Annotated in this window: 15 protein-coding genes and 1 pseudogene; 11 read left to right on the top strand and 5 right to left on the bottom strand. The window is 72.5% G+C overall.

From position 1 onward, the window contains the following. Window positions 1-142 precede the first annotated feature (142 nt). Window positions 143-433 carry a hypothetical protein gene (locus tag ABYE80_RS01265; protein ID WP_372788047.1) on the top strand — a complete coding sequence of 97 codons (291 nt, stop codon included), beginning with the start codon at window positions 143-145 and terminating at the stop codon, window positions 431-433. Between the two features lie 28 nt (window positions 434-461). Here the strand turns inward: ABYE80_RS01265 and ABYE80_RS01260 are convergent, their stop codons facing one another. Both ABYE80_RS01260 and ABYE80_RS01255 read right to left on the bottom strand, forming a co-directional pair. Continuing rightward, the gene (locus tag ABYE80_RS01260; RefSeq protein WP_372788045.1) at window positions 462-2,090 is read right to left on the bottom strand and encodes a methylmalonyl-CoA mutase; all 1,629 of its coding nucleotides are present in this window, start codon (window positions 2,088-2,090) and stop codon (window positions 462-464) included. A 90-nt stretch (window positions 2,091-2,180) separates the two neighbouring features. Then, window positions 2,181-2,819, bottom strand: a complete 639-nt coding sequence (locus tag ABYE80_RS01255) for a class I SAM-dependent methyltransferase (RefSeq protein ID WP_372788043.1) — start codon at window positions 2,817-2,819, stop codon at window positions 2,181-2,183. 109 nt (window positions 2,820-2,928) lie between these two features. Between ABYE80_RS01255 and ABYE80_RS01250 the strand changes: the two genes are divergently transcribed. The 3 genes from ABYE80_RS01250 to ABYE80_RS01240 are packed head-to-tail and all read left to right on the top strand — an operon-like array spanning window position 2,929 to window position 6,266. Continuing rightward, window positions 2,929-4,545: a flippase activity-associated protein Agl23 gene (locus ABYE80_RS01250; RefSeq protein WP_372788041.1), complete on the top strand. Its 1,617-nt coding sequence runs from the start codon at window positions 2,929-2,931 to the stop codon at window positions 4,543-4,545. A gap of 30 nt (window positions 4,546-4,575) precedes the next feature. Continuing rightward, window positions 4,576-5,250 (top strand): molybdenum cofactor biosynthesis protein MoaE, encoded by a 675-nt coding sequence (locus tag ABYE80_RS01245; protein ID WP_372788040.1) that lies wholly within the window; start codon window positions 4,576-4,578, stop codon window positions 5,248-5,250. Beyond that, window positions 5,247-6,266, top strand: a complete 1,020-nt coding sequence (locus ABYE80_RS01240; RefSeq protein ID WP_372788038.1) for a hypothetical protein — start codon at window positions 5,247-5,249, stop codon at window positions 6,264-6,266. Before ABYE80_RS01245 ends, ABYE80_RS01240 begins: the two co-directional genes overlap by 4 nt. Window positions 6,267-6,273: 7 nt before the next feature. Here the strand turns inward: ABYE80_RS01240 and ABYE80_RS01235 are convergent, their stop codons facing one another. Both ABYE80_RS01235 and ABYE80_RS01230 read right to left on the bottom strand, forming a co-directional pair. Continuing rightward, window positions 6,274-8,457: a DUF2298 domain-containing protein gene (locus tag ABYE80_RS01235; RefSeq protein ID WP_372788036.1), complete on the bottom strand. Its 2,184-nt coding sequence runs from the start codon at window positions 8,455-8,457 to the stop codon at window positions 6,274-6,276. Window positions 8,458-8,469: 12 nt separating this feature from the next. Beyond that, entirely contained in the window at window positions 8,470-9,093 is a 624-nt protein-coding gene (locus ABYE80_RS01230) for a GNAT family N-acetyltransferase (protein ID WP_372788035.1), read from the bottom strand. A 251-nt stretch (window positions 9,094-9,344) separates the two neighbouring features. Between ABYE80_RS01230 and ABYE80_RS01225 the strand changes: the two genes are divergently transcribed. The 4 genes from ABYE80_RS01225 (at window position 9,345) to ABYE80_RS01210 (ending at window position 14,205) form a co-directional block, all read left to right on the top strand. After that, window positions 9,345-10,718 carry an FAD-binding oxidoreductase gene (locus tag ABYE80_RS01225; protein WP_372788033.1) on the top strand — a complete coding sequence of 458 codons (1,374 nt, stop codon included), beginning with the start codon at window positions 9,345-9,347 and terminating at the stop codon, window positions 10,716-10,718. Next, the gene (locus tag ABYE80_RS01220) at window positions 10,715-11,437 is read left to right on the top strand and encodes a hypothetical protein (protein ID WP_372788032.1); all 723 of its coding nucleotides are present in this window, start codon (window positions 10,715-10,717) and stop codon (window positions 11,435-11,437) included. The genes ABYE80_RS01225 and ABYE80_RS01220 overlap by 4 nt, the downstream gene beginning before the upstream one ends. After that, window positions 11,434-12,903, top strand: coding sequence for a hypothetical protein (locus tag ABYE80_RS01215; protein WP_372788030.1), 1,470 nt, complete (start codon window positions 11,434-11,436; stop codon window positions 12,901-12,903). The genes ABYE80_RS01220 and ABYE80_RS01215 overlap by 4 nt, the downstream gene beginning before the upstream one ends. A gap of 177 nt (window positions 12,904-13,080) precedes the next feature. Continuing rightward, window positions 13,081-14,205, top strand: coding sequence for a response regulator transcription factor (locus ABYE80_RS01210; protein WP_372788028.1), 1,125 nt, complete (start codon window positions 13,081-13,083; stop codon window positions 14,203-14,205). 13 nt (window positions 14,206-14,218) lie between these two features. On the opposite strand, the gene ABYE80_RS01205 is transcribed toward ABYE80_RS01210, so the two are convergent. Continuing rightward, window positions 14,219-14,755 carry a ferritin gene (locus ABYE80_RS01205; RefSeq protein ID WP_372788027.1) on the bottom strand — a complete coding sequence of 179 codons (537 nt, stop codon included), beginning with the start codon at window positions 14,753-14,755 and terminating at the stop codon, window positions 14,219-14,221. Between the two features lie 89 nt (window positions 14,756-14,844). Between ABYE80_RS01205 and ABYE80_RS01200 the strand changes: the two genes are divergently transcribed. The 3 genes and pseudogenes from ABYE80_RS01200 to ABYE80_RS01190 all read left to right on the top strand — a co-directional run bounded on the left by ABYE80_RS01200 (window position 14,845) and on the right by ABYE80_RS01190 (window position 17,658). Then, window positions 14,845-15,048: a hypothetical protein gene (locus ABYE80_RS01200; protein WP_372788026.1), complete on the top strand. Its 204-nt coding sequence runs from the start codon at window positions 14,845-14,847 to the stop codon at window positions 15,046-15,048. A 13-nt stretch (window positions 15,049-15,061) separates the two neighbouring features. After that, a pseudogene (locus ABYE80_RS01195) lies at window positions 15,062-15,999 on the top strand (UDP-glucuronic acid decarboxylase family protein). A 204-nt stretch (window positions 16,000-16,203) separates the two neighbouring features. After that, entirely contained in the window at window positions 16,204-17,658 is a 1,455-nt protein-coding gene (locus ABYE80_RS01190) for a sugar transferase (RefSeq protein WP_372788024.1), read from the top strand. The last annotated feature ends 13 nt before the right edge of the window (window positions 17,659-17,671 follow it).

Raw genomic sequence — 17,671 nt, 5'->3', positions numbered from 1 at the left:
GCGGGCTCTTCACCAGGGTTCGCTTGACGGTCGCTTCGGGCATCGCACGTCGGGTTTCCACCACGGACGTCGGGTTCCTTCCAAGCCGGTGCGGTTACGGAGCCTGAACGGCCCGTTGCGCCACGTGCGTAGCATCTGGCACATGTCGACCCGCAAACGGGCGTTCCTGCTGGCGATCGGGCTCGCGGGCGCCGTGGCTGCGCTGAGCGGCGCCCTGCTCGCAGGCTGCGTGGCGATCGGCTTCGCGGTGGAGGCCTACGTGGTGTGCCATGCGTACTGCGCCCCTGCGGCCGGGAGCGGTCCGTCCGCCGACGACGAGCCGGGCGGCGGGGACGACGACGGCGGCTGGCGGCCACCCGACGCGCCCCCGGATCCATGGCCCCCGATGGACCCCGCGGCTCGCGACGTGCGCCGCGAGCCGGTCGCCCTCTGACCGGGGCGCCGCGAGCGCCCCGCGTTGGTCAGAACTTCGGCTGGTACTTCCCGAAGACGTCCTGCATCGCCCCGCAGACCTCGCCCATCGAGGCGCGGTCGCGCAGCGCCTCGCGGATGAACGGCACGAGGTTGTCGGTGCCGCGCGCGGCCTCCCGCAGCTCCTCGAGGCGCTTCTCGACGAGGTCCTTGTCGCGGTTCTCCTTGAAGGCCTTGAGCCGCTCGACCTGCTCGCGCTCGGACTCCGGGTCGACGCGCAGGAGGTCCGGCACCTCGAGCTCCTCCTCGACGAACTTGTTGACGCCGACGACGATGTCCTGCTCGAGCCGGTAGCGCTCCTGGTAGCCCCAGGCGCTCTCGTCGATCTCCGCGGTGATGAACTCGATGGCGTTGACCGAGCCGCCGAGCTCGTCCACCTTGCCGATGAGGTCGTAGGCGCGCGACTCGATCTCCGCGGTCAGCGCCTCGACGAAGTAGGAGCCCGCGAACGGGTCGACCGTGTCGGTCGCCCCCGACTCGTGGCCGATGATCTGCTGGGTGCGCAGCGCGGTCTTGGCGGCGCCCTCGGTGGGGAGCGCGAGCGCCTCGTCGTAGCCGTTGGTGTGCAGGGACTGCGTGCCCCCGCACACCGCGGCGAAGCCCTGGAGAGCGACGCGGACGATGTTGTTGACCGGCTGCTGGGCCGTGAGGGTCACGCCGCCGGTCTGCGTGTGGAAGCGCAGCATCAGCGACTTCGGGTTCTGGGCGCCGAAGCGCTCCTTCATGATCGTCGCCCACATCCGCCGGGCGGCGCGGAACTTCGCGACCTCCTGGAAGACGTTGTTGTGGCCGTTGAAGAAGAAGGCCAGGCGCGGGGCGAAGTCGTCGACCGCGAGGCCCGCGTCGACCGCGGCCTGCACGTAGGCGATGCCGCTGCAGAGGGTGAACGCGACCTCCTGGACGGCCGAGCAGCCCTTCTCACGGAAGTGGTAGCCGGAGATCGAGACCGTGTTCCACTTGGGGACGTTGTCCTTGCAGTAGGCGAACAGGTCGGTCGTGAGCCGCATGGTCGGCTCGGGCGGGTAGATGTAGTTGCCGCGGGCGATGTACTCCTTGAGCACGTCGTTCTGCGTGGTGCCCCGCAGCTTCTCGCTCGGGACGCCCTGCTCCTCGCCGACGAGCTGGTAGAGGCACAGCAGGACGGTCGCCGGCGCGTTGATGGTCATCGACGTCGACACCTGGTCGAGCGGGATGCCGTCGAACGCGGTGCGCATGTCGTCGATCGTGTCGATCGCGACGCCCGTGCGCCCGACCTCGCCGAGGCAGCGCGGGTTGTCGGAGTCCAGGCCCAGCTGGGTCGGCAGGTCGAAGGCCATCGACAGGCCGGTCCCGCCACGGGAGAGCAGGTAGCGGTAGCGCTCGTTGGACTCCTTGGCCGACGCGTAGCCCGCGTACTGGCGCATCGTCCAGAGCTGCTTGCGGTACATCTCCTTGTGCGGCCCGCGCGTGTACGGGAACTCGCCCGGCGCGCCGAGGCGCTCCTCGAGGTCCTCCGGCACGTCCGCCGCCGTGTAGAGCGGGGCGATCTCGATGCCGCTGTCGGTGAAGTGCCGGGGGTCGTCCGGGCCGACGATCGGGGCGACGGTCAGACGCTCTTCGCGCTCAGGAGAGGTGGCCATGGCGGGAAGGGTACGCCCGCGGGCGCGCGGGCGACGTGCTCGTGGCGCCTCACGGCCCCGGCGATCGGGGCAGCGAAGGGCGCCGGTCGCTCAGCCGGGCCGGGTGACCTGCGCGACGACGGTCGTGTGGTACGCGGTCCGGTGCTCCTCGGTGATCTCGAACCCGCCGGCCCCCAGCATCGCCCGCAAGGCGCTCGGGGTGATCGCCCAGTACCAGTTGACGTAGCCGCGGGCGGGGTCGAACGGCTCGGTATGGGTCGGGTGGATGCCCGGCTCGGGGGCGAACACGCAGACGTTGCGGCGACCGATGCGCTCGGGGATGGTCTCGGTCGCGAGGATCAGCGTCTCGCGCGTCACGCTGCGCAGGCGTTCGAGCGTGAGGAGCGGGTGGGGCGCGTGGTAGAGGACGCCGCTGCACCAGACCACGTCGTGCGCCCCCAGGCCCGCGAGCGCGACCTCGTCGTGCAGGTCGCCCTGCACGAAGCGCATCTTCGAGCCGCGCCGGGCGTGCTCGGCCTGGAACTCCGCGGTCTGCCCCATCACGTCCATGCCGCTGACCTCGGTGGCGCCCGCGTCCTCGGCGGCGAAGGAGATCGCGCCGTGGACCGACCACATGCACCCGACGTCGGCGAACGAGCGTCCCGCGACGTGGCGTGCGACGAGGTCGGCGCGCGGCGGGACGCCGCGGGACAGCCGGGCACGGAGGCGGACGGGCAGCGAGGCGGGCACGCGCCGCAGGCTAGCTGCCCGGGGCGGGCCGGGGACTGCCGCGGGCCCTACGCCCCACGGACCCCACGGCGTGGTGCGAGACGCCGCCCCTGCCGTGATCATGTCCCGCATGGATGCGCCGCGCGAGGACACGGGCCGCCGGGAGGCGGCGGCGTGGGCGCTCCTGCTCGGGCTCGCGCTGGCGCTGCGCCTGGTGGGTCTCGGCGACCGGGCGTTCCACCACGACGAGAGCCAGGTCGCGTACTTCGCGTGGTCGACGATCACCCGCGAGCACACGTACGCCTACGACCCGCTGCTCCACGGTCCGTGGACGTACTACGCGACCGCGCTGGCGTACGCGATCGGGGGCGTCGGCGACGTCACCGCGCGCCTGCCCGCGGCGGTGGCCGGGACGGTGATGGTCGGGCTTCCCTACTTCCTGCGTGCGCAGCTCGGGCGGCTCGCCGCGTTCACCGCGGCCGCGGGCCTGGCGGTCGGGCCGAGCTACCTCTACTACTCGCGGTTCGCGCGCGAGGACCTGCACATCGCGTTGATCACGCTGGCGATGGTGGTGATCGCCGCCCGGATGCTCGACGCGCCGCGCCGGTGGCACCCCGTCGCGCTGCTGGCACTGCTGGCCGCGTCGTTCACGGTCAAGGAGTCGACCCTGATCTTCGGGTTCGTGGTCGCCACGTACCTCGTGGCGCTGCTCGTCGCGCATCGCGGCCGCCGCCCGGGCCGCGCGCCGTGGACGCTGACGGCCGCGCGCTCGGTCGGATGGCGGCCCTGGGCGCTCGGCCTGCTCGCGTTCGCCGTCGTGTACGTCGCCCTGTTCTCGAGCTTCGGCGCCAACTGGGGCGGCGTGTGGGACGGCGTCTACGAGGGGCCGAGCTACTGGCTCGGACAGCACGAGGTCGGGCGCGGCGGCGAGCGCTGGTTCTTCTACCTCGTCCTGCTGGTGGTCTACGAGCCGCTGGCGCTGGGGCTCGGGCTGCTCGGCGCGGGGGTCGTGCTGCGGTCCTGGTGGTGGCCGCGCGCAAGGATCACCGGGTTCACCGACGTGATCTCCCCGCGCGTGCGCGCGTTGACCGGGTACCTCGTCTGGGGTTGCGCCGGCTCGCTGGCGATCTACTCCTGGGCGGGGGAGCGGTTCGCGTGGCTCGTGCTCCATCCGCTGCTGCTCCTGCTGCTCCTGGCCGGGATCGGCCTGCAGGTGCTGTGGGCCGCGCGCGCGAGCACGCTCGGACGGGCCGGGATCGTGCTCGCGGCGCTCGCCTTCGCCGCCACGGCGTACAACGACGTGCGGGTGAACGTCCTGCACCCGGAGGATCCGCGGGAGCTGCTGATCACCACCCAGACCAGTCCGGAGGTGCCCCGTGCGGTCGAGCGGATCCGCGCGGCCGACGCGCGCCTGCGAGCCACCGAGGGGCGGCGGGTCACGGTCGCGGTGGACCCGGGGTCGGGCGCCTCGTACCCGTGGGCCTGGTATCTCCGCGAGCTGCCGGTCGCGTACGCGGCCCCGTCGACCCCGGCCACGGACGTCCTGATCCTCACCGAGGACGTGAGCCGCCGGCTGGAGCCCCGGCTCGACGGGTACCGGCGCATCTCCGTGGACCTGCGGGTCGGGTGGGGGCGTCACTACACGGGGGTCGGGGCACGGGACTGGTGGCGGTGGTACTGGCACCGGACCCCGTTCACCCCGCTCGCCCCCCTGCGGGAGCACGTGTACGTGCGTCGCGGCCTCTGACCATCGACGGTCGCTCGGTACGCTCGCGCGGTGAACGTCACCGTGAAGCTCTTCGCCGGGCTCAAGGAGGCCGCCGGTCGGTCGGAGGTCGAGCTCGACCTGCCCGACGGCGCCCGGGTCAGCGATGCGCTCGCGGCGCTCGCGCACCTGGCGCCCGACGGGATGTCGCTCGTCCTGGCGGTCAACCGCGAGTACGCGTTCGACCAGCAGGTCCTGCACCCGGGCGACGAGCTCGCGCTCGTGCCGCCGGTGAGCGGGGGCGCCCCGGACGCGCCGTCCGCGCGGATCCACGTCGCCGTCCGCGACGAGCCGCTGTCGCTCGAGGCGATCGCCGCGCGCGTGGCGGACCCGCGGGCGGGCGCGGTCGTGACGTTCGACGGGCGCACGCGCGAGGTCCCGTTCCTCGACTACGAGGCCTACGTGGAGATGGCCGAGCCGGTGCTGCGCGAGATCGCCGGCGCCGCGGTCGAGCGTCACGGCCTGTGCGCGGCGGCGGTCGAGCATCGCGTGGGGCGGGTCGCGCTCGGCGAGGCGTCGGTGCTGGTCGCGGTCAGCGCGCCCCACCGCCCGGAGGCGTTCCTGGGCGCCCGGGAGATCATCGACGTCCTCAAGGACCGGGCCCCGTTCTGGAAGAAGGAGGAGGGGGCCTGGAAGCACGAGTCGGTGCCCTCCCCGCCGGACGGGACCGCCGAGTCGTCACCGTGACCGACCGCCGCCCCGTGCTCGCCCGCACGGTCGCGCTGCTGGGCGCGTCGGGGTGCGGCAGGAGCGCGCAGGTGGAGGCACTGACCGTGCTGCACCTGCCCGGGGGCGTCGGGATCGACCCTGCCCTACCGGCGGCGCTCGCCGCGACCGGGGCGCAGGTCCTGTGCGTGGCGGCCGACGTCGGTGTGACGGACGAGACCCGTGCGTGGGCATCCCTGCTGCACGCACTGGGGCTGCGCGCCGGAGCCGTGATCGTGACCTGCGCCGACCTGGCGTCGTCGTCGGCCGCCGCGTGCGCGCAGGCGGCGCGAGCCCTGGACGGTGTCGCCGACGACGCGGGCGTGCTGGTGACGTCGGCCCGCGAGGGGCTCGACCCGTCGGCGCTCGTGGACGTCCTGGGGGGTGGTCCGCGCCGCACGCGAGCCCTCGACGCCGCTGGGCCCCCGGTTCTGCACGTCGAGGAGGTCGAGGTCGCCCCGGGCGCCGGCACGGCGGTCACCGGCGGCCTGCTGCGCGGCACGCTTCGCACCCGGATGGCGCTGCGGGTCCTCCCGCCCGGGCACGCGGTCACGGTGGGGACGTTGTCCGTCCGCGACGAGTTCGTCACCGAAGCGGTGGCGGGGGAGCGCGTGACGGTGCGGCTCGACGACGCCGGCCCCGGGCACGTCCTCGTCGGGGCGGCGCTGGTGGGCCCGGACGCCACGGTGCGGAGCACCCGCGTCCTCGACGTCGCGCTGGCCGACGGCGTCCGGCCCGACCACGGCGCGACGGTGACGCTGCACGCGGGTGCGCGCGCGGTCGCCGCCGAGGTCGGGTCCCTGGGCGGGCGCTTCCACCAGCTGCGCTGCGAGGACGAGGTGCTCGTCGCCGCGTGGGATCGCGTGGTGCTGTGCGACGTGGCCTCCCGACGGGTGCTCGGCGGCGGTGACGTGCTGGACCCCGGCGCCCGGCGTCACGGACCGTCGCGCGACGTGCTCGCGGACCTCGCCCGGGCGGCCCGCGAGGGGCCGGTCTGAGCGCGGGTCATGGCGTGACGTCGCGGCTCGAGGTGGCGGCCACGCGGTGGATCGACGTCCCGCCCGCGGTGAACACCCGCGGGCCCAGCGCCGCGACGGTCGCGGCACGCGCGCCGGTGCTGCGCTCGTAGGCCCCGAGCACGATGTAGTCGACGCGGTAGCGCTCGAGCAGCGCGAGGGCCACGGCGGGGTCGGTCGCCCGGTAGATGGCAGCCACGTCCGCCTCGCGTGTCCCGATCGGCTGCCCCCACACGAGCTCGTGTCCCGCCCAGGCGATCACGGTGGCGCGACCGCTGAACGTCGCGATCCGTCCCCCGTAGGAGTACTCGGGGCCGGAGGCTTCGAGTACGACGGCATCCGCGTCGACGTGCTCGCGAAGCCAGCGGATCGCCGCGACGTCACCGGGGGCGGTGCGCTCCATCCACCGCAGCCCGCCGAGGCGGGGCGGACCGGCGAAGCCGTCGGTCCGGGCGATCGACCCGGCGACCGGGAACACGGACGAGGCGACGGCGGCGACCGCCAGGGCCGCGAGGGCGATCGGCGCCGCGCGGCGTCCGATCCCCTGGAGCAGCAGCAGCACCAGCGCGCCGCAGGCCACCCCGAGCAGCGGCCAGGCCTGGAAGCCGAACTTGAAGACGGTGTTGAACCGGTAGTCGGGCCCGCCGTCGAAGGCGTCGCGGACGTAGACGAACTGGGGCAGCAGGAGGCAGCCGGCACCCAGCGCGACGAGGAGCCAGAGGAAGGTCTCGGCGCGGTGCCGGGGCGTGGCCCGCTGCGACGCGGCTGTTCCCGCCAGCGGGAGCACGTCCGCCGGCGACGGACCCGCGCGGCGCGACCGGCGGGCCGAGAGCAGTCGTACCGCGGCGGCCAGCACGACGATCCCGAGCAGGACGCCGTGCGTCAGGGCGACGCGCTCCAGGAACGTGAGGAGGGACGGCGGGTCCGTGACGCGCCCGATCCCGCCCGGGGACGGATCGAACGTCAGGTGGAACGGGAGGTAGAGCAGGACGCTGCCGAGCGTCACGGCGAGCGCCCAACCACCCCAGGTCGCAGCGCGCCGTGGGGGGTGCGGCGTTTCAGCGACGCTGAGGGTCGCTGGAACGTGGCACCCCCTGGTGCTGGTGCTGGTGCTGGTGCGGGTGCGCCGCGCGGCGACGCCCACCGCGCCCGACGCCAGGAGGAGGACGAGCGCGACCGGGTAGGTCCAGGTGTGCATCGCGAACAGCGCGCCCAGGGCCACGGCGGCCACCACCAGCCGGGCCGCCGCGACCGCTCGTGATCCCGCCAGCGGCCCGGCCACCGCCGCGTGCATCGCGAGGCCGACGACCACGAGGGTGAAGGGAACCGCGATCAGGTGCGCGTGCAGATCGCCGAGCAACGTCGCGAAGAACGGGAAGTCGTCGGCTCCTCCCGGGGTCACGCGCGAGGCGGCGAACCAGTTCAGCGAGCGCACCGGCCCGTCGTGCTCCAGCACGAGCTTCAGCCCCTGCAGGTTGCCGGCGAGCATCGTGAACCCGGTGGCGACCGCGGCAGCCGGCACCGCTCGGCGCGCGCCGGCGACCGCGCGGGCCAGCGCGCCGGCCACGCCGAACACGGCGCTGCAGGACAGACCGAACACGAGCCCGACCCCGAGGTTGTACGCCCGGTCGGGAGCGACCGCCGCGAGCTTCATGACGAACCCGAGCAGCCACGACCCGAGGTAGTAGTAGTTGAGCTCCTCGCCCGCCAGCCACAGGTCGCGCGGCGGAAGCTGCCGCGACGTCATCGACGTGTCGAGCAGCATCATGTCCATCGGCTTCTCGGTGCCCACGACGTCGGGCGCGAAGGCGGTCAGCAGGCAGCCGAGGACGAAGGCCACGACGAACACCACCTCGGCGCCGAGGAGCAGCGCGCGGTCCTCGGGGGTGGCGCGCGAGGCGCCGGTGGCGCGCATCGCGCGGCGACGGGTGCGCCGCACCCGAAGGCCCACCGCGAACAGCCCGCCGACCGCGCACCAGGCCGTGACCGTCGTGTACGGGACGACGCCGACGGACACGATCAGCCAGACGGCGAAGCCGGCCAGCAGCAGTCCGAGCGGCCTGGAGATCCCCGCTCCGGCTCCCGGCAGGCCGGCCAGCAGCACCCCGGTCAGCGGCAGCGTGGCGGCCCCGATCCCGCCGGTGACCGCCAGCACCTTGAGGGCGTCCCACATGTCCGGCGGACGCTACCCGCCGGACCCCAGGTGCGCCTCGAGTCGCGAGCGCAGTCGACGCTGCACCGCGGGCCAGTCGTCGTCGATCACGCTGAACCAGGCGGTGTCCCGGACCCCGATCCCCGGCACGATCCGGTGCTTGCGGTGGATGCCCTCGAACCAGGCGCCCATCGCGAGCATCGCGTCGCGCGAGCGCTGGTTCTCGGCGTGGGTCTTCAGCTCCACGCGCAGGCACCCCAGGGTCTCGAACGCGTAGCGCAGCATCAGGAGCTTCGCCTCGACGTTCGCGCCCGTGCGCCACGTCGACGGGGTCAGCCAGGTCCAGCCGATCTCCAGGCCGCGATCGTCGGGGCGCAGCGCGAGGTAGCGCGTGGAGCCGATGGCCGTGCCGTCGTCCGTCCGCACCGTCGCGAACGGGACCTCGGTGCCCGCGGCGGCCGCCTGCAGCGCGTCCTCGAGCCACGCGTCGAAGCTCTCGCGCGACGCCGGGAAGGAGCGCATCCAGCGCCAGACCGCAGGGTCGCGCGAGGCCGCGAACAGCTCGTCGGCGTGGTCGGCGGCCAGCGGCTCGAGGCGTACGAGCGTCCCGGTGAGGACTGGGGCCAGGGGGTCGGGCCAGGCGGGGAGCACGGTCATGCGCGGCGGACCGTAGCGGGCCGCGCACGCCGCCGCCAGCGGCCCGTCCGGGGCCGTTCGCAGCGCTCCGCGGGACCTCCCGGCCGCCCACGGACCCCCACACCTGAGGGGGTCGCGGTGGGCATCGACCCCCCTCGAATGCGTGGGCCGCCGCGAGAGGAAGACCCCTTCCGCGCGGGATGGGAAAGACGGGCCCTCCTCGCCACCCTGGATGGCGTCACCTTGCCCACCCCGACAGAAGCGGGTACCTCATGTCCCTCTCCTCAGTCCTTGAACCCAGGTCCACGGCCCGCGTCCTGCCCGACGCGATCCTGCCCCACCACGCCGCCTACGACGAGGCGCGTACGGCGTGGAACCTCACCGCCGACCAGCGGCCCGCCGCCGTCGTCGTCGCGCACGACGCCGCCGAGGTGCTCTCCGCGCTCGATCTCGCGCGCGCGTTCGATCTGCGCGTCGTGCCGCAGGGCACCGGGCATCTCGCCAGCGCGCTGCCCGACATGAGCGACGCCATCCTGCTGCGCACCGACATCGGCGGGGTCACCGTCGATCCGGACGCCCGCATCGCCCGTGTGGGCGCCGGCGCGGTGTGGCAGGACGTCGTCGACGCCGTGACGCCGTACGGCCTGGCGGCGCTCTCCGGGTCCTCCCACGACGTGGGGGTCACGGGCTACGCGCTCGGCGGCGGGCTGAGCTGGCTGGCTCGCTCGAAGGGCCTGCTCGCGAACAACATCCGCTCGATCGAGCTCGCGACGGCCGGTGGCCGCCTGCTGCGGGTGGACGCCCAGCACCACGCCGAGCTGTTCTGGGCCCTTCGCGGCGGCGGCGGCAACTTCGGCGTGGTCACCGCGATCGAGATCGATCTGTTCCCGATCACCGAGGTGTTCGCGGGCATGACCGTGTGGCCGGCCGACCAGGCCCGCGAGGTCCTCGCCGCCTGGGTCGCCTGGTCGCGCACCGCCCCCGAGGCCGTCACGACCTCCTGGCGTCTCCTGCGCCTTCCCGACCTCCCCGAGATCCCGGATCCGCTGCGCGACACGCCGCTCGTCGTCATCGACGGCGCCGTGCTGGCCGATGGGCCTGCGGCGGCCGGGATGCTCGGGGCGTTCCGCGGCGTCGGTACCCCCGTCATGGACACGTGGGACACCATGAGTCCGGCCGGGCTGCTGCAGCTGCACATGGATCCGCCGGAGCCGGTCCCCGGCTTGGGGGACACGGCGCTCATCGAGAGCCTCGACGAGGCCGGCATCGACGTCCTGCTGGACGCCGCGCGGCCGCAGGAGATCTCGCCGCTGCTGTTCATCGAGCTGCGTCAGCTCGGCGGCGCGGTCGGGCGTGAGGCGCCCGGCGCCGGGGCGCGCGCCAAGCTCGACGGGGAGTTCGCGTTGTTCGTGATCGGCATGCCGATGTCCCCGGAGCACGGCCGGGCGATCGACGAGCGTCTCGTGGAGATCGTCGCCGCAATGCGCCCGTGGTCGACCGGAGGCGTCTACGCGAACTTCGCGGAGCGCGGGGGCTCGATGGCCTCGGCGTTCGACGCGCGGACCTTCGCGCGCCTCCAGGAGGCTCGCGCCGTCTGGGACCCGAGCGAGATGTTCGTCGCCAGCCACCGGATCGACGTCCCATGAGGCGCGTCGTCACCACAGTCCTGGCGACGGCGGTGGCCGTGCCCGTGGCGCTCGCGGCGCCCGGGCCGGCCGACGCCCGCGTGCGCATGGCGACCTTCGACGTCCAGGTCGAGGGCCGGCAGACGACGACCTGGCAGAAGCACCACGTGGCGGACGGTCCGTGCGACGTGGACATGCACGGGTCCGGGTCGGAGACCTTCCGGTTCCGGTCCAAGACGCTGCGGGTGACCGCCTTCTGGACCGGCAAGCGCGTCGAGCTCGTCGGCCCTCACGGCGCCGCGGAGCTCGTGCTCCGCGGGACCGCGAGGCGGAGTGGGCAGATCCACACCGGCGAGGGCGAGCCGTGCGGCTCCGGGGACGGGGACATCGCCATCCCGTCACCGCCCCCGGACTGCGGGACGAAGACGGCCAGCTCCACGGTCGAGCTCGCCTACTTCTACGGAGCCCGTGAGCGGATCGTCCTGAGCGGAGGGGACGGGTACGACCCGTTCAACAACTGCCCGGGAGGGGCGCCGCAGGCCCCGTACCTCCTGACCCACGACGGGAAGGGGACCCGGATCGGGCAGCGCCTGCCCCACAGGGACCTCTTCCGCTACGGGAAGTCGATCGTCGTGGCGCGCGGCAAGCGTCTGCAGCGCCTCCCCGACACCACCACCAACACCGACATCCGCTGGACCGTGTCGTTCAAGCGGGTCGAGAAACGAAAGGCATCACGATGAGACGACGGAACCACATCCTGCGCCGCGCGCTCGTGCTCGCGACGCTCGTCGGCGCCGCCGCGGGTCCCGCCGCGGCCCAGGCCGACTCCATCGCCTACGTCAAGGACGGCGACGTCTACCTGTCGACCTCCGACGGCGCACGGCAGTACCGCGTCACCGCGAACGGCGGCTACTCCGACGTGTCGCAGGCCGACGACGGCACGATGATCGCGCTGCACGGCGTGCGTCTGCACCGCCTTGCTCGTGACGGTCGCGTCCTGGCCGACTTCGACACGCCGGTCAGCGACACGAGGCCACCAGGGAGCCGCGTGTTCTACGGGCCCTTCGAGCCGGCGATCTCGCCGGACGGCACGAAGGTGGCCTACACCTACTACTACATGACCCAGACCCAGAACCCGAACTGCTACCCGCCGACGTGCCTGGTGGCGATCAACGAGGGTGGCACCGGGTACTCGCACGCCGACCGGCAGACGAGCTGGGACGAGCCGGGCTTCCACAAGCACAGCGGCTGGCGGCACCCGGCGTGGGTCGACAACGGGACGACCCTGCTCAGCAACCCCACGCACCTCCCCAACGCCGACGTGGTCGTCGACATGCCGGGGAACCGCGGCAAGACGTTCATGGCCCAGAACTGGTTCTCGGACGCGGTCGAGGGCAACCCGCACGTCAGCGGCGGGGACGTCACGCGTGACGAGCGCAAGCTGGCGTTCGTGACCGGGGAGAACGACAAGACCCTGACGCTCTACGCGATCAACGGCGTGCCGCGGACGTTCAAGGACGGCGAAGCGGACCCGTCGACGCGTCCGGCGGTCTGCTACCGCTACGGCGACGCGGCCGGCGGGACCTTCGGGACGCCGTCGTTCAGTCCCGACGGGACGAAGCTCCTCTGGGCCGACGCCGAGGGGATCAAGGTGGTCGACGTCCCGTCGTTCGCGGGTGGCTGCACGACCACCGGCGCATCGCCCTCCGGGCGTGTCCTGGTCGCGGGTGGCTCGCAGCCGGACTGGGGTCCGGCGGACGTGCCGCCGGGGTCCGGCGTGACGCCGGGGCAGCCGAAGCCCGGTGAGCCGGGGCAGCCGGGCCAGCCGAAGCCGGGCGAGCCCAGGCCGGGCGAGCCCAAGCCCGGCCAGCCGAACCCCACGACCGGGAAGCGCCCGATCGCGGCCCGGATCACGACGACGACCGTCCGCAGCGCGCTGCGCAGCGGGATCGCGGTCAAGGTCACCCCGCGCTCGGCCGGCCGCGTCGTGGTCAAGGTGCGCCTCGGCTCGCGGCTCCTCGCCACCGTGACGCGCTCGGTCAAGGGCTCCAGGGCCCAGACGCTGCGCGTGCGGCTCTCGGCGAAGGCGCGTCGGACGCTCGCCGCGTCCCGTGCGCCCCGGCTCAGCGTCCAGGTGGGACACCGCCCGACCGGGGCGAAGAGCGAGCACCGTCTGCGGCTGACCAAGACGCTGCGCCGCCGCTGAGTTCCCACCCCGGTGTCGCCACGATCCGCCATCCCTCAATTGAGGGGTGGCGGGTTGGCGCTCGCCGTTCTACTCTCCGCTCAGGGCTGAAGGACCCCTTCATGGTGAGACGCCGTCCGGTGCGGCACACGCCACCTCCAGCCGTCGGAGCACCGGGGACAGAACGAGGACCGAGCCGTGCACGGAACGTTGAGCGGAGCCGCCGCGACACTGGACGCGATCGAGCGACTGACCCACGAGGATCTGACCCCACAGGTCTTCCTCGAGGAGGCGTCCGAGCGCATCGAGCGCGTGGTCCCTTCGGACGGGAAGTTCATCTCCGGCGCCGATCCCGAGACGGGTCTGTGCATGGGGGTGGCGCTCGCCACGATGCCCAAGACCTCGTGCGTGCCGTTCTGGGACTACGAGTTCAACGTCCCGGACTTCAACCAGTTCTGGGACATCCATCACGGACCCCGCCATGCCGTCGATCTGCACACGGCGACGGGCGGCAAGCCCTCGCGGAGCGCGCGCTGGCGGGCGTTCCGCGACCTCGTGGACTACGACGCCGAGCTGCGGGTCGCGTTCAGCATCGACGGCACGATGTGGGGCATGGGGCAGCTGAGCCGTGGGGTCGGTGAGCCGCAGTTCAGCGCGGAGGAGGTCGCGTTCGTCGACGCGGCGGCGCCGACGATCGCGCGGGGCCTGCGGCGAGCCATCACCTCGACCGGGGCGGGGCTGGAGTCCGGCCGCTCGCCGGGGATGCTCGTGCTGGACGCCGAGGACCGCGTCCTGTCGTCCACCCAGGAGGCCGAGCAGTGGCTCAGGGAGCTCGGCAACGGCCACGAGTACCACCTGCGCAACGGGCTCCCCTACGAGATCTTCCCGGTCAGCGTGGTCGCGCGGGCGAGGCACGCGGCCGGTGAGACCGCGCCGAGCATGCGGGTCCGGACGACGGCGGGCACGTGGCTCCTGCTGCACGGCGCGGTGCTGAGTGGGACGGACGGGCACGTCGCGGTCGTGATCGAGCCGGCGCGCGCCTCGGAGGTCGCTCCGCTCATCGTGCAGGCCTACGGGCTCACGCCGCGCGAGACCGAGGTGATGCACATGATCACGCGCGGCGCGAAGACGGCCGAGATCGCGGACACGCTGTACCTCTCGCCCCACACGGTCCGCGACCACGTCAAGGCGATCTTCGAGAAGGTCGGCGTCTCGTCGCGCGGGGAGCTCGTCGCGACGGTCTTCGCCGACCACTACAACGATCGCGTCGGCGAGGCGATCCGCGGGTTCGCGCAGCGCACCGGCGCCGGCGCCCGCGAGTGAGGGCGGTTCGGGGTTAGAGGGCGCCGCCCGCGGCCGCGGGCGCGGTCGGGTCGGTGCCGTCGCCGCCGGCCGACCGCTCCCGGGCGAGCCACTCCTCGGCGCGCAGCGGGTCCTGTGCGGAGCGACGCACGATGGCGAGCAGCTCGTTCATCGAGGCGACCTCCTCGACCTGCTCCTTGATGAACCACTGCATGAACTGCTCGCTGGCATAGTCGCCGTGCTCGCGGGCCGCCGCGGCCAGCGCGTTGATCTGGTCGGTGACGCGCTTCTCCTGGTCGAGCGCGAGCTGGACCGGCTCGACGATGTCGGTGAAGTCGTTCTTGGGCGCAGCGACGGCGGGGATCTCGACGGTGGAGTCCGAGTCCACCAGGTACTGCACCATCATCATCGCGTGGTTGCGCTCCTCGACCGCCTGGGCGTAGAAGAACGCGGCCAGGCGGGGCAGGGTCTCGACGTCGTAGTGCACCGCGATCGCGATGTACTGCTGCGACGCGGAGAACTCGTAGGCGATCTGCTCGTTGAGCTTGTCGACGAAGGGGGCGGCGGGCATGCCGTCACCTTAGTGCGCGGCCGGACGCCTGCGTGTTAGGCTGCCCGAAGCAATCCCGACTGCCTTGGTCGGTGATTGGTCGAGCGACCATGGCGAAGACCCGCACACCCGGAGCCAGGATCACCGCCAAGAAGCGGTGCTGCAAGGACGGTCCGCGGTGCAAGAAGTGCCCGGTGGTCCTGAAGCGCCTCGCGGCCGACGGGTTCCTCGAGCGGATCGACCGCCGTTCCTACCGCGTGATCGAGATCGTCCCGAAGTCCACGCTCACGTCGGCGCGTCGCCGCGCCAAGTAGCCTCTCCCGGTCTATGGCCACCTGTCTTGTCACCGGCGGAGCCGGTTTTCTCGGATCGCACCTCACCGACGAGCTCCTTCGTCGTGGACACCGCGTCATCTGCGTGGACAACCTGGAGACGGGCTCGCTCGCGAACATCGCCCACATCCGCTCCGACGCCTTCCGGTACCTCAACGTCGACATCATCGAGCCGTACGAGATCGATGAGCCCGTCGACTTCGTGTACCACCTCGCCTCGCCCGCGTCCCCGATCGACTACCTGCGTCTGCCGTTGCACACCCTGAAGGTCGGGTCCCACGGCACGCACCACTCGCTGGGGCTCGCCAAGAAGCACCGGGCCCGGTTCCTCATCGCGTCGACCTCCGAGGTCTACGGCGACCCGCAGGTGCACCCGCAGGAGGAGTCCTACTGGGGTCACGTGAACCCGATCGGGCCGCGTGGCGTCTACGACGAGGCCAAGCGCTACGCCGAGGCCCTCACGATGGCCTACCACAAGCAGCAGGGCGTGGACACGGCGATCATGCGGATCTTCAACACCTACGGCGCGCGCACGACGGGCGCGCCATCCCGACGTTCATGCGTCAGGCGTTGCAGGATCTGCCGATCACCGTCTTCGGCGACGGCAGCCAGACCCGGTCGTTCTGCTTCGTCAGCGATCTGATCGACGGCATGATCAAGCTCGCCGAGAGCGGGGAGCACTTCCCGGTCAACATCGGCAACCCCGACGAGTTCACGCTGCTGGAGCTCGCCCAGACGGTCGTGGACGTGACCGGCTCCAAGTCCGAGATCGTGTTCGAGGCGCTCCCGACCGACGACCCCAAGCAGCGCCGCCCCGACATCACACGCGCCAAGGAGCTGCTCGGATGGCAGCCGACCGTGACGCTGCGCGACGGCCTCACGCGCACCCTGGAGCAGGCCGGCCGCGACGCGCTCATCGGTCACCGCCGGTAGTGCGGGTACCGTTCTCGAAGGTCCTGTCGACCCGTTCGCGGCGGCGTCGGCCGGGTCCGGCGGCGATGCGCAACGGCGCGACATCTGCGAGTCTCAACCGTTACGGGTAGGGAGATGCGCATGGACAGTGCTACGGACACGGTGAGGGAGGAGCAGCCGACCACGACTGTGGCGGCTCACGTCGACCTCCCCGCCCCCGTACCCATGCTCCCCGACCGAGATGTCCGCGCCAAGCGCCCGCCTGCCCTGCGGTTCCTCCTGCGCTGGGACACGGCCCGTCGCCTGGTCCGCATCATCAGCCTGCTGGCGCTCGACCTGGTCGGCGTCTTCGCGGCGATCTTCACCGCGCTGTCGATCAAGTACGCCGCGCGGGACGCCTTCGAGTTCTCCGTCGTCGCCGAGCAGGCGCAGCACTACGCCACGTTCGCCTACCTCGTCACGGCGCTGCTGTTCGCGAAGTCCGACATGTACGCGCACCGGTCGGTACGGCCGGGGTTGACGCGGATCGTCGCCTCCCTGTTCCAGGTCGCCGCGCTGGCGCTGGTCTTCGCCGTCATCAGCGGTGAGACGTTCTCCAGCTACTACATCTTCTACGGGTCGCTGGCGTTCGCCATCGCCTACGTCAGCACCCTGCGCTTCGTGTACGAGCGACTGACGGGCGTGCTGCTCGCGGCCGCCGGGTACACCCGCCGGGCGGTGCTCGTCGGGACCGGGGAGCACATCGAGCAGGTCGCCCACGCGCTCGAGGCCGGTGACGCCGGCGGCATCCATCTCGTCGGGTTCATCTCGCTCACGCCGCGGCCCGACAACGGCCTGCGGTCCCTCGGCTCGATCGAGGACCTCAGCGACGTGCTCGCGCGCGGCGGCGTCGACGAGGTCATCATCGCCGACCCCGACTTCCCCCAGCAGCAGGCGGTCGATCTCGTGGACCGCTGCCACCAGCGCGGCGTGCGCGTCCGGGTCGCCCCGTCCACGATGGAGATCCTCATCCACCGGGCGGAGTTCGTGCCCGGGCAGTCGGTGCCGCTGTTCGAGCTCAAGCCGCCGGTGTTCGAGGGGATCGACTTCGCCGTCAAGCGCGCCTTCGACCTGATCGTGGCCTCGCTGGTCCTGATCGTCCTCTCCCCGCTGCTGCTGGCCGCGGCGCTCGCGGTGCGCCTCACCTCGCGCGGGCCGATCATCTACCGCTCGATCCGGCCGGGGATCGGCGGCGTGCCGTTCTCGTGCTTCAAGTTCCGGACCATGTACCGCAACGCCGACGAGATCCAGCCGGAGCTCGAGGACGCCAACGAGGCCGACGGGGCGATCTTCAAGATCCGGGACGACCCGAGGATCACGCCGATCGGGAAGCTCCTGCGCCGCTTCAGCTTCGACGAGCTCCCGCAGCTCGCCAACGTCATCAAGGGCGACATGTCGCTGGTGGGACCCCGCCCGCTGCCGCAGCGCGACTTCGACCGGCTCGAGGACTGGCACCGCAAGCGCTACCTCGTCCTTCCCGGCGTGACCGGGCTGTGGCAGGTGTCCGGACGGTCGGACCTGGACTTCGACGATCTCGTCCGCCTCGACTTCCTGTACCTCGAGCGCTGGTCGGTCTTCCTCGACCTGACGATCCTGGTCAAGACGATCCCCGCCGTCCTCTCGCGGCGCGGCGCCTTCTAGCGGAGACGCCACC

This window comes from Paraconexibacter sp. (assembly GCF_041602235.1).
In the GTDB taxonomy this organism is placed as follows: domain Bacteria; phylum Actinomycetota; class Thermoleophilia; order Solirubrobacterales; family Solirubrobacteraceae; genus Paraconexibacter.
The sequence above is the reverse complement of the archived record's forward strand: the minus strand, read 5'-3'. Positions and strand labels throughout refer to the sequence as shown.